The 12,386-nt window shown below is 64.2% G+C and carries 14 protein-coding genes; 7 read left to right on the top strand and 7 right to left on the bottom strand.

The genetic code is table 11. From position 1 onward, the window contains the following. Positions 1-580: 580 nt before the first annotated feature. Both B3098_RS03225 and B3098_RS03220 read right to left on the bottom strand, forming a co-directional pair. Positions 581-1,099: a Bug family tripartite tricarboxylate transporter substrate binding protein gene (locus tag B3098_RS03225; protein WP_286890808.1), complete on the bottom strand. Its 519-nt coding sequence runs from the start codon at positions 1,097-1,099 to the stop codon at positions 581-583. Between the two features lie 32 nt (positions 1,100-1,131). Continuing rightward, the gene (locus B3098_RS03220) at positions 1,132-2,082 is read right to left on the bottom strand and encodes an esterase (protein WP_286890805.1); all 951 of its coding nucleotides are present in this window, start codon (positions 2,080-2,082) and stop codon (positions 1,132-1,134) included. 84 nt (positions 2,083-2,166) lie between these two features. Here B3098_RS03220 and B3098_RS03215 point away from each other — a divergent pair, with 84 nt between their 5' ends. Next, positions 2,167-3,060 carry a LysR family transcriptional regulator gene (locus tag B3098_RS03215; protein ID WP_279972560.1) on the top strand — a complete coding sequence of 298 codons (894 nt, stop codon included), beginning with the start codon at positions 2,167-2,169 and terminating at the stop codon, positions 3,058-3,060. 140 nt (positions 3,061-3,200) lie between these two features. Next, positions 3,201-3,665 (top strand): hypothetical protein, encoded by a 465-nt coding sequence (locus B3098_RS03210; RefSeq protein WP_286890802.1) that lies wholly within the window; start codon positions 3,201-3,203, stop codon positions 3,663-3,665. 90 nt (positions 3,666-3,755) lie between these two features. Here the strand turns inward: B3098_RS03210 and B3098_RS03205 are convergent, their stop codons facing one another. Continuing rightward, positions 3,756-4,022 (bottom strand): hypothetical protein, encoded by a 267-nt coding sequence (locus B3098_RS03205; protein WP_175138273.1) that lies wholly within the window; start codon positions 4,020-4,022, stop codon positions 3,756-3,758. A 157-nt stretch (positions 4,023-4,179) separates the two neighbouring features. Between B3098_RS03205 and B3098_RS03200 the strand changes: the two genes are divergently transcribed. Further along, positions 4,180-5,262, top strand: coding sequence for a flavodoxin family protein (locus B3098_RS03200; protein ID WP_286890798.1), 1,083 nt, complete (start codon positions 4,180-4,182; stop codon positions 5,260-5,262). 64 nt (positions 5,263-5,326) lie between these two features. On the opposite strand, the gene B3098_RS03195 is transcribed toward B3098_RS03200, so the two are convergent. Then, positions 5,327-6,235: a DNA/RNA non-specific endonuclease gene (locus tag B3098_RS03195; protein WP_286890794.1), complete on the bottom strand. Its 909-nt coding sequence runs from the start codon at positions 6,233-6,235 to the stop codon at positions 5,327-5,329. A gap of 204 nt (positions 6,236-6,439) precedes the next feature. Here B3098_RS03195 and B3098_RS03190 point away from each other — a divergent pair, with 204 nt between their 5' ends. Further along, positions 6,440-6,769, top strand: coding sequence for a hypothetical protein (locus tag B3098_RS03190; protein ID WP_175125979.1), 330 nt, complete (start codon positions 6,440-6,442; stop codon positions 6,767-6,769). 87 nt (positions 6,770-6,856) lie between these two features. Here B3098_RS03190 and B3098_RS03185 read toward each other — a convergent pair whose 3' ends face one another. The 3 genes from B3098_RS03185 to B3098_RS03175 form a co-directional block, all read right to left on the bottom strand. Beyond that, entirely contained in the window at positions 6,857-7,198 is a 342-nt protein-coding gene (locus B3098_RS03185) for a hypothetical protein (protein WP_286890791.1), read from the bottom strand. Positions 7,199-7,279: 81 nt separating this feature from the next. After that, positions 7,280-7,882, bottom strand: a complete 603-nt coding sequence (locus B3098_RS03180; RefSeq protein WP_286890787.1) for a LysE/ArgO family amino acid transporter — start codon at positions 7,880-7,882, stop codon at positions 7,280-7,282. Between the two features lie 163 nt (positions 7,883-8,045). Then, positions 8,046-8,957, bottom strand: coding sequence for a LysR family transcriptional regulator (locus tag B3098_RS03175; RefSeq protein WP_286890785.1), 912 nt, complete (start codon positions 8,955-8,957; stop codon positions 8,046-8,048). A gap of 114 nt (positions 8,958-9,071) precedes the next feature. On the opposite strand from B3098_RS03175, the gene B3098_RS03170 reads away from it, so the two are divergent. The 3 genes from B3098_RS03170 to B3098_RS03160 all read left to right on the top strand — a co-directional run bounded on the left by B3098_RS03170 (position 9,072) and on the right by B3098_RS03160 (position 12,385). Then, positions 9,072-10,028 (top strand): hydroxymethylglutaryl-CoA lyase, encoded by a 957-nt coding sequence (locus tag B3098_RS03170; protein ID WP_286890783.1) that lies wholly within the window; start codon positions 9,072-9,074, stop codon positions 10,026-10,028. Positions 10,029-10,062: 34 nt separating this feature from the next. After that, positions 10,063-11,277 (top strand): CaiB/BaiF CoA transferase family protein, encoded by a 1,215-nt coding sequence (locus tag B3098_RS03165; RefSeq protein ID WP_175138277.1) that lies wholly within the window; start codon positions 10,063-10,065, stop codon positions 11,275-11,277. A gap of 115 nt (positions 11,278-11,392) precedes the next feature. Further along, a complete protein-coding gene (locus B3098_RS03160; protein ID WP_218343202.1) occupies positions 11,393-12,385 on the top strand; it encodes a Bug family tripartite tricarboxylate transporter substrate binding protein in 993 nt (330 codons plus the stop codon). Position 12,386 lies beyond the last annotated feature (1 nt).

Genomic DNA, 12,386 nt, shown 5'->3' with positions numbered 1-12,386 from the left:
GTGAGCCCCGCTTCGAAAAATTGAAGTGAAGACCGCCCAAGGTGATGCGGACCAGGCTATTGCGCTGTGGGTGTTAGGACGAAACGCGTTTCCACACAGCCTCGACCGGCAGCGGCCGTTCAGCTACGACCACTTCGGGCAAGGAGCAGGCAAGACAGACAGCTCTAGCTATCGGTAGTGCCACGCGTTGCGCACAGTAGGCCCTGCGGATAGTCCGTTATCGTTAACGCACTGACAAACGGCCTCTCGCCGCTCTGTTTAGCCGCTAAACACCAAGTCAAAAGACATTCATCAGAACCCGTGGATATGTGGATGATCGCTGCGCGACCACTCGGCTCGCTGCGCTCAACCCGTGGACAACCGCTGATGGACAAACGGTGGACAGGCTCCGCCTGCCCACGCGCTTGACCACAGGGTGTGCCCACCGGCTCCCCGAGTTTCACCCACATACCCACCGGCTCCCATCTGCCAGGCATTAGATGCAGGACTTCAAAACAGCTGCGCTGATGATGCTGCAGGGCCACTTTGACGGAGTGGCCACCCGAAATCTCTAGCCGTGGAACTCCGGCCGGCAAGCTCGTTAAGACGCGACAGGTCGACGGCCTTCGTCCGGATCTAGGGGGATACTCTGCAATTGCAATTGATCCCCGATAAGTCGCGCCAAGCCGGTGTGCGGATGCTTCTTGTGGAGCGATCGACACGCGGCGATGAAAGCATTAGGAGCGGTTGATGATGAGGGGTTTCTCGAGACAAGAGCAGTTCTTTGCAGCTTCCACATACCCGGAAAAATTGTTCTCAACTCTTCGGGCGTGGCTCCCTGGATGAGCGCGGCGTACCCGTCGGGCTTGGCGTTGACGGCGCGCGTGACGCCGATGATGCCGCCGGCTCCCGCGACGTTCTCGATGACGATAGTCTGGCCCAGCTCGCGGCCCAGTTCGGGGGCGATGATGCGAGCGAACGTGTCCACCGATCCTGCCGGTGCGTAGCCCACGATGAGCTTGATGGGATGGGCGGGGTAGGCCTGCGCATGCGCCGCGCTCGTTCCTCCCAACACAAGGGCTCCCAGCAGCGCCGCGCTGGAAAGGGGTCGAATGGTCATGGTTGTCTCCTGTTGTTTTCGTTCGTGTTGCTTCAGCTTTGCAGCCACTTCAAGACGCGTTGGAACACCTCGTCGCTATTGCGGTCCATCATCGGCAGGTGGGAATTGCCCGCGACGCCGCTGGCGGGCAGGTCCAGCACCGACACGTCGGCGCACCTCCGGATGGAATCCAGATAACGCTCGGTTTGTTGGCGGTAGCCGACCCAGTGCGAGCCCGACGCTTCAATGAAGTCGCCCCACACAACAAGATGCGACGGCAGCGCTTCAATCGGCGCCGCTTGCGGCATACCGCCAGGCTCCACGCCCACCACCCGGCGCACTGCTTGAGGACGGCGGCGCGCAATCTCGGCGGCAAAGCCCGAGCCCTGGCTGTGGGCGACGATATGGCAATGCCCCACCCGGTCGATCAACGCTTCGTACGCCGCCAGGATCATCGACTCGTGGCCCGGCCAGCGCGGCACCCATTGATTGGCGAACGCGTCGAACGCCTCGGTGGGAAACTGTTGCCCTGCATAGGCCTTTCGCTGCGGCGGATCCGGGTCGTAGACGGGTCCGATCCGAAACGTCGTCCAGGCCTCGCGCTTGGTGCGAAAGACGGGCGACTCGCGATACACCTGCGGGAAGCGTGCCCACGACGAACGGCCGCGTTCCACTGCGTCGCTGACCAGGACGTCGTAACCGGCATCCAGGAATTTCCACAGCCAGCCGTTGCGGCCATCGGGGGTCGTTTCCCATGTGCAGCCGGTCATGCCCCCGCCATGCCAAAGCAGCACCGGATCCGGATGCCGGGGCTGTGCCAGGCGGTATTCCTGGACATACATCTGCCCATAGACCTGCTCTCCGTTCGGGTTGACCTCGCGCGGGGAACCGTTCAGGACCATGCTGCGATATTCGACGGGCAGGCCTTCAAGCACGGCGGTCGCGCCGCCCACGAAGAAGCTGTTCATCGATTTCAGAAAAATGCCCTTGCCTTGTGGATTCATGATGGCTCGTTGAAGTGATGCCCCGCATGTTCAGGCCGCGCGTATAGTTACGTCTATCGAAAAAATGTCAACGATTCTTGATCCATGGGAATCAATTACGATCTGGAAGATATCCGCGCGTTCTGCTGCGTGGCGCGCATGGGCCAATACACGTCGGCCGCCGCGCTGCTGTGCGTCACGACGTCTGCCTTGAGCCGGCGTATCGCAAAGCTGGAATCCGAAATCGGCGGGCGCTTGTTTGAACGTACGACGCGCAGCGTGGTGCTGACGTCGACAGGCCGCGCGCTGTATGAGCGCGTGCTGCCCATCGTTACCCAGATGGATGCCAGCCTGACCGAGGCCGCCCGCCGCGCGCGGGGGCACGAAGGCACGCTGATGGTGAGCACGGTGGCTTCGGTAGGCTATTCGGTGCTGCCGAATGTGCTGCCCGAATTCTATGCACGGCATCCGCAGGTGTATCTGTCCATCCGCGACGGCAACGCGACCGTCACGACGGGACTGGTCGAAGAGCGCGAGGTGGAATTCGGCATCACCACGCCGGTGTCATTCGGTCCCACCCTGGAGGCCGAGCGCGTCGCCACCTATGGCTACAACCTGGTGTTTGCCGAGGGTTCTGCCCTGGCGCCACGCAGCCGCAAGCTGTCTTGGAAAAAGCTGCCGGGCCTGCCGGTAGTGGGGCTGAATCCGGTCAGTTCCACCCGTTTGCAGATCGACAGCGTCCTGAACGCTCGCGGGCTGGAGTTGCCCTGGACCATCGAAGTCGATCAGCTGGCCACCATGATCGGGCTGGTGCAATCGGGCAATTTCGTGACCATCATGCCGGCGTTGTTCGAAGCGCATGGGTATGGCCTGAAGTCGATCCCTGTGCTGGATCCCGACATCGCGCGGGATGTGTATATCGTGCGCCGCCGTGACACCACGCCGACACCTCAAGGCCAGTATCTGATGGAACTCGTACGCGCCTACCTTGCGCGTTGAAACACGCCTATCGATCGCGGCGATTGACACATCGCGTTACTTCGTTTGCTGCTACTTCTGAACCCTGCGTGTTAGATATATCGCCGGGAGATTCCGTTCGGCGTGTCGCCGGGCGCATGTCCCTATTTTGAGGAGCTGCCATGAATACTGTTCACAAGATGAATGCTGTTCAAGTGCCCCTGAAAAGAGTTTCCGCGATTCTTTGCGTGGCGGGTATGACGTGGGCCACGGGCGCGGCCTACGCCGCTGACACCAGCGCTACCTCGCAAGCGCAGCACCAGCAGGATGTCGCGACCTGCAAGAGTGGTGCTTCCGGCCAACCGCTCGAGACGTGCCTGCGCGAAGCGGCCGCGGCGCGGCAAGAGCGTGATCGTCAGAATCTAAGTGCCGAGAGCCCCGAGCAGTTGCGGCAGAATGAGCTGGCTCGCTGCAACCGTCTGCCCGAATCGCAGCGTGCAACCTGCGTGGCGAAGATGACCTCGCCCACGAATGTGCAGGGTAGCGTCCAGGGCGGTGGGGTATTGCGCAAGAAAGAGATCCAGGTACCCGCCACCCCGGCGAAGCCGGCTACACCAGCCAGCACCGCACCGGCGCCGGCCCGCTGAACGGCCTGTCGTAGAACGCACAAACGTAGCGAGTTGCAGCCACGCGAGAGATGATCGCGTGGCTGCGTTTGCTTGTTTGCGCGGGGCTGCCTAGAACCGCTGGTCCTTGTCGAACGGCACCTCGGCATCGCTCGGACGTTCGAACGTCGGCGCTTCACCGTTCAAGTCCGCAACATGAATCTGCGCGAGGCGGGTCGCCTCGGCAATAGCGCCGTGGGCGGAATGAAACCGCTCGTCGATGGCAATGCGTTCGGACGGCACGCCGGCAATCGGTGAGATCAGCGTGTAGCCGATGCGCCATTCATCGCCTTCCTGCTCGGGCTGCGCGATCTGAAAGTCCCATTTTGCTGTTTGCATAAAATCCTCCAGTCGGTCGATGCATCCTACTGCACTCGATGCGCCCTTGAAAGGTTAGACGCGCCCGCGCAGTCATCAGCCGAATGCAAGCCATGCGGCAAGCAGGCGGGCATGAGAGTTGCTGCCTGGCAGGGTTCATCTTCGCGGAACCACTGCAATGGCCAATCCGAAGCTCGACATCCGAACAGGACAATATTCCGGCAAGCTGCCCCGAGACACATTCCGCCTGCGTTTCATGCGCCGCTTCTATGACCCGGCATTCAAGTCTGAAACCGAAGCCTTGGAAAGGATTGAAGCCATCGCCTGGGATGCCTACGAGAATGGACGCAAGGCGCCCGATACCGTCAAGGCGGGGTCTGGTTACGCAGATCCCGATTACGACTTATCTGTGGAATGGAAAGATGCCCATGACCGCCTCGCGCGCGCGGCGTTGGTGCAGCGCGATCCGGAAACGCGCTCGCGCGTCCTGGTGGTCAACGGCGCGGCGCGCAATGACGGGACCTGTCCTGGCGAGGTCTCAAAGACCTGGCGGCTGTCGGAAATCGTGCGCGATGAACTGGAGTCGGCCGGTGTGCAGGCGGACATGCTGGATCTGAGCCGCCTGACGTCGGAATACCAGTACCTCATCCACCCCTGCAAAGGCTGCGTGTCCACCGCGATGCCGCTTTGCCATTGGCCCTGTAGCTGTTATCCCAATCATTCGCTCGGGCAGGACAACGATGCGATGAACGACATCTACGAGCAGTGGGTGTCGGCGCATGGTGTGATCCTGCTCGCGCCAACCTATTGGTATCAATCGCCCAGCGTCCTGAAGCTGATGATTGACCGGTTGGTCTGTGCGGATGGCGGCAACCCCGATCCGACGACGACGTCAGGCAAAGACGCGATGAAGGCCAAGCAGATCGAAATGGACGGGTGGCCGTTTCCGAAGCATCTGGCCGGCCGCGCCTACGGCGTGGTGGTGCACGGCGACGTGGCGGGCATTGAGGGGCAGCGGCGCGCGCTCTGCGACTGGCTCGAATGGATGGGGTTGGTGGATGCCGGGGCGTCGTCGAAGCTGGATCGCTACATTGGCTACTACAAGCCGTATGCCACAAGTCATGCCGAGCTGGACGAGGACTCGGCGTTGCAGGAAGAGGTGCGCAATGTGGCGAAGGCGATGGTGCTGTGCCTGCCGCGCCTGCGGGCCGGAGAGTGGCCCGCCGTGGATCAGGGGTTGCCATCGCCGCGGCCGAAGTAGGCGCCGCGGGCGATATGCGGTCGACACCTAAACCAAAACCGGGCAGTCAACGCCGACGAGACGTTCAGTTCCCCGTCGGCAGCAACTGCATCCCCGTGCGGCGCGCGAACTCTTCATAACTGATCGGCGCGCCCGTCTTTGTGCTCGCGCTGTTCGCCTGCCAATGCACCCACGAGCGCCCCGTGGACGCATCAAACACGACCTTGAACAGATGGCTGGGCACCGCCACGCCGGACCCAATCTCCTTGGGCTTGTCGCCGTAATACGGCCCGGTGAACACATACACGTCGCCCGATGCCCGCATCACGTATTTGCGCGTGTCCTGTTCGATCTGGCTCCACGGCCCACCGTTGTGGCGCTGGTCCTGCGGCACCATGTTGGCCAGCGAAAAGCTTTGCGCCATGGCCTCATGCGTGGACATGTCGCCCGCCGGCGCCATATGACCGCGCGAGTAACCCGACCCCTTGTAGTCCGTCAGTTCAGCGCGTTCGGCGCGCGGCACGCGTGCCTCGGCATAGAACTTGTCGGACCGCTCCATGCCCTGCGCCTGCGTCAGGATCTTGCGGTTCAGGCGCTCGGCCACGAACACCGGCGTCTTGGTCTGGCCGTTGTGCAGGATGGCGAAGTTTGAAAAGCACAGCTCGCGCAGCGCCTGGCTGGCGGGCACGACGGGCGGGCGCTGCTGCGGGAAGAATTGCGGGCAGTCGGCAAAGCGCGTGTGCGCCATGCCGCCGGCGGGCACCGCGGCAGGCGCGAACTTTTCCTGGGTCGGCCAACCGACGCGCGCAAGGATGTCGTCGATGGAGAAGTGGGCGCGCCATTGCGGGTTCAGCGCGTACGTGGCCGCGCCGAAAGCGGCCAGCGACGTGCGCGTGAACGTTCGCAGGAATCGGTAGATGCGGCCGGGGGGGGCGGCCCGGCTTTTGCTGGCCGGTGCTCTCTTTCTGGGTGCTGATTTCTTCGCGCGGGTCATGCTGCCTGTTTGTTGCGGGCCGGCGCCACTTCGCGCTCGGCAACTGGCGGCATTGTAGATGACCGCAACGTGACAGGCGTTAGCCGGCCATTGCGGCGCACGCCCACGCTGCGCGCGGCAGCGGGCAGAGTATTCTTATGCTCGTTCGGAATTCACAAACACAACGGCCGCGTTTGCCGGCTGACACAGGACTGGGGAAGTTCAATGAGATCGTCCGTGCTTTTCGTGGCCGCCATCGTGGCGGGCTGCGCTGCTCCCGCGCCGGGAGACATGATCACGCAAGATAAGGTGCAAGCCATCCAGATCAACGTCACGACGTTCGATGAGATGGTCCGCGACTTTGGTCCCCCTCGCACGCAGCAGGTCAACCCGCAAGGCCTGCGCACCGCGTCATGGTTCTACTTCAACAACAGCGAGTACGGCGCCATGCAGGATCAGCGCACGCTGACGGTGACCTACAACAAGGACGGCACGGTCAAGGACTACATGAACGCGTCCGCGGGCGAAAGGGACGGCGCGCAAAAGAAGCGATAGGGCGCTCGTCGCAAAGGCGCGTGGCTTTCGCCGCCGAACCCTGGCGGCGCGCCATCACGGACGGCGACAAGTTTCAAGAACGAGTGGTCACTGCGTCGGCGCCGCCTTCAACGCATTGGCCCGAATCTGCTCCGACCGCTGGCGCTGCTCGTTGCGGATCGGAATGCAGTCCACCACCAGCACCTCTTCGCCGGTCCGCAGGTCGATGACCTTGGTGGCGCGGTACAGGTTGCTGGGCGGGCCGCGATCCAGGCAGGCACGCTTGGCGCCCGAGCTTGCCCGGAACAGCTCGGGCACGCCTTCGTACTGCGGGTTGGGCACGCTCCATTTGCCGTTCATGTCCTGGGTTCGCACCACATACTGGCCAACGGCCGGACCGCTGCACAGCAGGATGGCCAATGCGCAGGCGGCGCCAACTGCGGTTCTCATGGCGGACGATCCTTCAAGGACGACGGGTAGGGCAGCGTAGCAGCGCGCCGCTGCCTTCGCCGTCCGCCAGAAGGATGAGGATTACCTCACCAGCTGTACGCCAATCACGATCATCAGGATGCCGACGCTGACGTCCAGCACACGCCACGCGGTGGCATTGGCGAAGACGGGTCGCAAGAGCCGCGCGCCATATCCCAACGCAAAGAAAAAGCAGAACGACGCGCAGATCGCGCCGGCAGCAAAGGCCAGCTTGCGCCCTTCGTACTGGCTGGAGATGGAGCCCAGCAGGACGACGGTGTCCAGGTAGACATGCGGGTTTAGCCAGGTGAGCGCCAGACACGTGGCCAGCGCCGCTAACGGGCTATTTGCGTGACGGGACGAAGGTGATAGATGGTCGTGCTGCTTGCGAAACGCCGAGTGCAGGCTGCGCGCCGCGTAGACAAAGAGAAACAAGGCGCCGCCGTAGCGCATGGCGGGCTCCAGCCACGGCAGCAGCTCGACCGCCATGCCAAAGCCCGCCACGCCCGCCGCGATCAGGACGGCGTCGGACAGCGCGCAAGTCAGGCAGATCAGGAAGACATGCTCCTTGCGCAAGCCTTGCCGCAGCACAAAGGCGTTTTGTGCGCCGATGGCGACGATGAGGCTGAGTCCGAGGAGAAATCCGGGGATGAAGGCGGTGGACATGCTGCAAGGTCTGGTACGGTCATTAGGGGGCGCTCAGCCTAGCGCTGGCAGGAAAATTAGAAAAACTAAATATCCTAATCTTTGATTAGCATGGCTAATCATTCCTGACTTGTCTGCTCCCGGTCGATGCGCACGCCGAAGCCCCGTCCATGCCCACGCCAGTTCACGACTCGCTGCTCGCGCCCGCCGCCACCAGATGATCCAGCAACAATGCCGCCGCCGCAGGCAGCGCCGCTTCGCTACGCATGCAGATCGCAAAGCGCCGCCGGCTCCAGGCGTCCTTCAGCGGCAGCACCCGCAGCCCGTGCGCCATCGCATAGGGCGTGGCGACTTCAATGGGCGCCACGCTGATGGCCAGTCCCGCCAGCACGACGCGAAACGCAGAATCGAAGTTGCTGACCGTGACGCGGTGCCGCAGCGCCTTGCCGCTGTCGTTGGCTGCCGTTTGCAGCATGCGCAGCACGGCGCCGGCGGCCGGCATGCTCACATGCTCGTACTCCAGCGCGTCCTCAAAGAAAACGGCCTCCCGGTCAGCTAGCGGATGGCCCGCCGCGGTGACGATGGCCAGGCGGTCGCCCCGGTAGGGACGCTGTTCCAGCCCATGAAAATCGGCCGCATCCCAGCAGATGCCCAGGCTGGCGATGCCCTCGCGGACGCCGCGCACGACCTCCTGGCTGACGCGTTCTTCCATGTCGACCCGGATGTTGCGGTGGGGAGCGGCCTGAAGAAAGGCCGCGATGTCCTCTGCCAGGGATTCGGCCAGGACCGACGCGGTGGCCAGGATGCGCACTTGCCCCTTTACGCCGCTGGCGTAGGCGGACATGTCGCGTTCGATGCGTTCGGAACTGGCGAGGATGGCGCGCGCGTGCTCCAGCAGCGTTTCGCCGGCTTCGGTGGGCTCGACGCCCCGGCGCTTGCGCGTCAGCAGTTTGGCGCCCACGGTGTCCTCAAGCTGCGCGAGCCGCTTGCTGATGGCCGACCCCACGATGTTGGCGCGCTGGCCGGCGCGGGCAATGTTGCCGGTCTCGCAGACGGAGACGAAGAGCCGCAGGGTGGTGATGTCGAGGTCGCGCATGGCGATCATCCTGTTTGATGTTCCGAAACGGAATTTTATGCGTTCCAAAATACCGCTTTTGGCTGGTTTGAGAATATCTACACTGGGATTTCTCTTTTTCGACGCCTTGTTGCCATGCCTATTCAAGAACCCGCCTGTCGCCCATCGGCCGTCACGGTCCGTGAAGTGGGCCTGCGCGATGGCCTGCAGAGCCTTTCTGTCGTCATGCCGACGCAGACCAAACTCGACTGGATCGACGCGGCCTACGCGGCGGGCCAGCGCGAGATCGAAGTGGGCTCGTTCGTGCCCGCCCGCCTGCTGCCGCAGTTGGCGGATACGGCGGAACTGATCGCGCATGCCACGCAGCTTGCCGGCCTGACGGTGTCCGTGCTGGTTCCCAATCTGAAGGGCGCTGAATTGGCGCTGGCCAGCGGCGCCCACCTGATGCTGGTGCCGCTGTCGGCCAGCCACGCGCACAGCCTGGCGAACCTGCGCAAGACGCCGGACGAGGTGGTGGCGATGGTCGGCCAGATGCGCGCGGCGCGCGACGCGGCGGGTTCGTCCATGCTGATCGAGGGTGGCGTCGGAACAGCCTTTGGCTGCACGTTGCAGGGCGAAGTGCAGCAGGAGGAAGTGCTGCGGCTCATGCAGGCGCTGCTGGATGCCGGCGCCGACCGCATCAGTCTGGCCGATACGGTGGGATATGCCGATCCGGCCTCGGTGGGACGCCTGTTTGAGGCGGCAAGGCGCATCGCGGGCGATCGCCTGTGCTGCGCGCACTTTCACGACACACGGGGGCTGGGGCTGGCGAACGTGCTGGCCGCGCTGGACACCGGGGTAGCCCGCTTTGACGCCTGCCTGGCCGGCATCGGCGGCTGCCCGCACGCGCCAGGCGCCAGCGGCAACGTCAGCACCGAGGACCTCGTGTTCATGCTGCAGAGCATGGGCATCGAGACGGGCGTCGATCTGCCCCGTCTGCTCGCCTTGCGCGAAGCCGCCGCCCGGTGGTTGCCCGATCAGCCCCTGCACGGCGCGCTGTGGCGCGCCGGCCTGCCCAAGACCTATCCTGCACGCATAGGCCAGCCGGCCTGAGCGCGCGCATCACGCATCGACATCGAGCCTTACCATGCAAAACGCCGCCGTTCCCCCATCCTCCCGTCCCTTGCCGCTGGCCGGCCTGCGCGTCGTGGAGTTCACCCACATGGTCATGGGCCCCACCTGCGGAATGGTCCTGGCCGATCTGGGCGCCGAAGTCATCAAGGTAGAACCTGTGCGCGGTGACCGCACGCGTCATCTGCTGGGCGTTGGCGCGGGATTTTTCCCCATGTTCAACCGCAATAAAAAGAGCATCGCGCTGGACATACAAAGCCCGGCAGGCGCGGAAGTGGCTCGCAAGCTGGCCGCCAGCGCCGACGTGGTGGCGGAAAACTTCCGGCCCGGCACGATGGCGAAATTCGGCCTGGACTACGCCTCGCTGTCCAAAGCGAATCCGCGCCTCATCTACGTCAGCCACAAAGGCTTTCTGCCGGGCCCTTACGCCATGCGCACGGCCCTGGACGAGGTCGTGCAGATGATGGGCGGGCTGGCCTACATGACCGGGCGGCCGGGCGATCCGGTGCGCGCCGGCACCAGCGTGAACGACATCATGGGCGGCATGTTCGGCGCCATCGGGGCGATGGCGGCGCTGATCCAGCGCGGCATCACCGGGCGCGGGCAGGAAGTGCAGTCGGCGCTGTTCGAGAACAATGTGTTCCTCGTGGGCCAACACATGCTGCAGTACGCGATCACGGGCCAGCCGTCTGCGCCGATGCCGCAGCGCGTGTCCGCCTGGGCGCTCTACGACGTGTTTACGGTCAAAGATGGCGAGCAGATATTCCTGGCGGCAGTGAGCGACGCGCAGTGGGTGACGTTCTGCGATGCCTTCGGATTCGACGATCTGAAGAACGATCCTGCAATGGCCACGAACAATGACCGTGTGCTGTTGCGGCCCACGCTGCTGGCGGATCTGCGCAAGCGGCTGGCAAATTACCGCGCCGCCGAACTGGCGGCCGTATTCGAACGCATCGGCCTGCCGTTCGCCCCGATCGTCAAGCCGGAGGAGCTGTACGACGATCCGCACCTGCGCGCCACCGGCGGGCTGGCCGAGATCCGTCTGCCCGACGGCGAGCGTGCCGGGCAGACCGCCGGCGCCGCGCTGTTTCCGCTGATGATGGACGGGCAGCGGCTTGGGGTGAGGCGCGATCCGCCTGTGCTGGGGGCGGACACCAACGACCTTCTGCAAGCGCTGGGCTACGACGCCGGGCAGATCGAAGCGTTGCGCGAGCAGGGAGCCGCGGCATGAGGTAAGGGCGCGCGCAAGGCGGGCAGCATGCCGCGCCGCGTCAGAGCAATGATTGAAGCCCTTGCAGTAAACGGCCGCGCAAGTCGGCCGATACAAAACCCATCAGGAGACAGACATGAGCAATCAACGTGCGGGCGGGCGCTGGAGCCGCCGCCAGGTTCTGGGTGCGCTGGGCGCCGCCATGCTGGGCGTGCCCGGCGTGACGTGGGCGCAGTCGGACCGGCCGGTGAAATTCATTTTGCCGGTGGGCGTGGGGTCCGGCGTGGACACGATCACTCGGGCGGCGGGGCCAGCGCTGTCCACCGCGCTGGGCCATACCGTCGTGGTGGAAAACCAGCCGGGCGCGGGCGGCATCGTGGGCACGTCGGCGCTGGTGCGGTCGGCACCCGACGGCTACACGCTCAGCATGGTGTCGAACAACCATGTCATCTTCCCGAGCGTCTACAAGAGCCTTCCGTTCGATCCGCTGGCCGACATCACGCCGATCAGCATGGTGGGCATGACGCCGTTCCTGCTGGTCGCCAATCCGCAAAAGATTGCCGCCAACGACATCAAGGCGCTGACCGCGCTCTTGAAGAGCCAACCCGGCCGCTACAACTACGCGTCTTCGGGTAATGGAACGATCCTGCACCTGGCCGCGGAAATGTACGTGCAGCAAGCGGGCGTGAAGGCGCGGCACATTCCCTACAAGGGCGTGGGTCCGATGATGGCCGATCTGATCGGCGGGCAGGTCGACTTTGGCGTGCTGTCGCTGCCGTCCGTGCTGCCGCAGATCAAGAGCGGTGCGCTCAAGGCGCTGGGCGCCTGTGGCGCAGAGCGCATGGCGGCGCTGCCCGACCTGCCGACGCTGCGCGAACAGGGGATGGCGGACTACGAGATCGGCGGATGGTTTGCGGCGGTCGGGCCGGCAAAGCTGCCGCAAGCGGACGTGCGCCGCATCTACGACGCGCTGGGACGCGCGTTCAACTCGCCGGAGGTGAAGCAGGCGATGGCGACCCAGAACAACCGTATCGTCCTGATGCCGCCGGAACAGACGGTGGCGTACTTCCGTTCGGAAATGACGAAGTACGCCTCCGTCGTCAAGGGCGCGGGCCTGGAACTGATGTAGC

The organism is Achromobacter sp. UBA2119, assembly GCF_002331005.1.
Taxonomy (GTDB): Bacteria; Pseudomonadota; Gammaproteobacteria; order Burkholderiales; family Burkholderiaceae_B; genus Achromobacter; species Achromobacter animicus.
Note: the sequence above shows the minus strand (reverse complement) of the source record. Positions and strands in the feature narration are given on the sequence as shown.

What these genes read in the sequence shown, in the direction of transcription:
- B3098_RS03225 (WP_286890808.1), bottom strand. Translation starts at nt 1,099, where the DNA reads ATGACCATTCGACCCCTTTCCAGCGCGGCGCTGCTGGGAGCCCTTGTG.
- B3098_RS03220 (WP_286890805.1), bottom strand. Translation starts at nt 2,082, where the DNA reads ATGAATCCACAAGGCAAGGGCATTTTTCTGAAATCGATGAACAGCTTC.
- B3098_RS03215 (WP_279972560.1), top strand. Translation starts at nt 2,167, where the DNA reads ATGGGAATCAATTACGATCTGGAAGATATCCGCGCGTTCTGCTGCGTG.
- B3098_RS03210 (WP_286890802.1), top strand. Translation starts at nt 3,201, where the DNA reads ATGAATACTGTTCACAAGATGAATGCTGTTCAAGTGCCCCTGAAAAGA.
- B3098_RS03205 (WP_175138273.1), bottom strand. Translation starts at nt 4,022, where the DNA reads ATGCAAACAGCAAAATGGGACTTTCAGATCGCGCAGCCCGAGCAGGAA.
- B3098_RS03200 (WP_286890798.1), top strand. Translation starts at nt 4,180, where the DNA reads ATGGCCAATCCGAAGCTCGACATCCGAACAGGACAATATTCCGGCAAG.
- B3098_RS03195 (WP_286890794.1), bottom strand. Translation starts at nt 6,235, where the DNA reads ATGACCCGCGCGAAGAAATCAGCACCCAGAAAGAGAGCACCGGCCAGC.
- B3098_RS03190 (WP_175125979.1), top strand. Translation starts at nt 6,440, where the DNA reads ATGAGATCGTCCGTGCTTTTCGTGGCCGCCATCGTGGCGGGCTGCGCT.
- B3098_RS03185 (WP_286890791.1), bottom strand. Translation starts at nt 7,198, where the DNA reads ATGAGAACCGCAGTTGGCGCCGCCTGCGCATTGGCCATCCTGCTGTGC.
- B3098_RS03180 (WP_286890787.1), bottom strand. Translation starts at nt 7,882, where the DNA reads ATGTCCACCGCCTTCATCCCCGGATTTCTCCTCGGACTCAGCCTCATC.
- B3098_RS03175 (WP_286890785.1), bottom strand. Translation starts at nt 8,957, where the DNA reads ATGCGCGACCTCGACATCACCACCCTGCGGCTCTTCGTCTCCGTCTGC.
- B3098_RS03170 (WP_286890783.1), top strand. Translation starts at nt 9,072, where the DNA reads ATGCCTATTCAAGAACCCGCCTGTCGCCCATCGGCCGTCACGGTCCGT.
- B3098_RS03165 (WP_175138277.1), top strand. Translation starts at nt 10,063, where the DNA reads ATGCAAAACGCCGCCGTTCCCCCATCCTCCCGTCCCTTGCCGCTGGCC.
- B3098_RS03160 (WP_218343202.1), top strand. Translation starts at nt 11,393, where the DNA reads ATGAGCAATCAACGTGCGGGCGGGCGCTGGAGCCGCCGCCAGGTTCTG.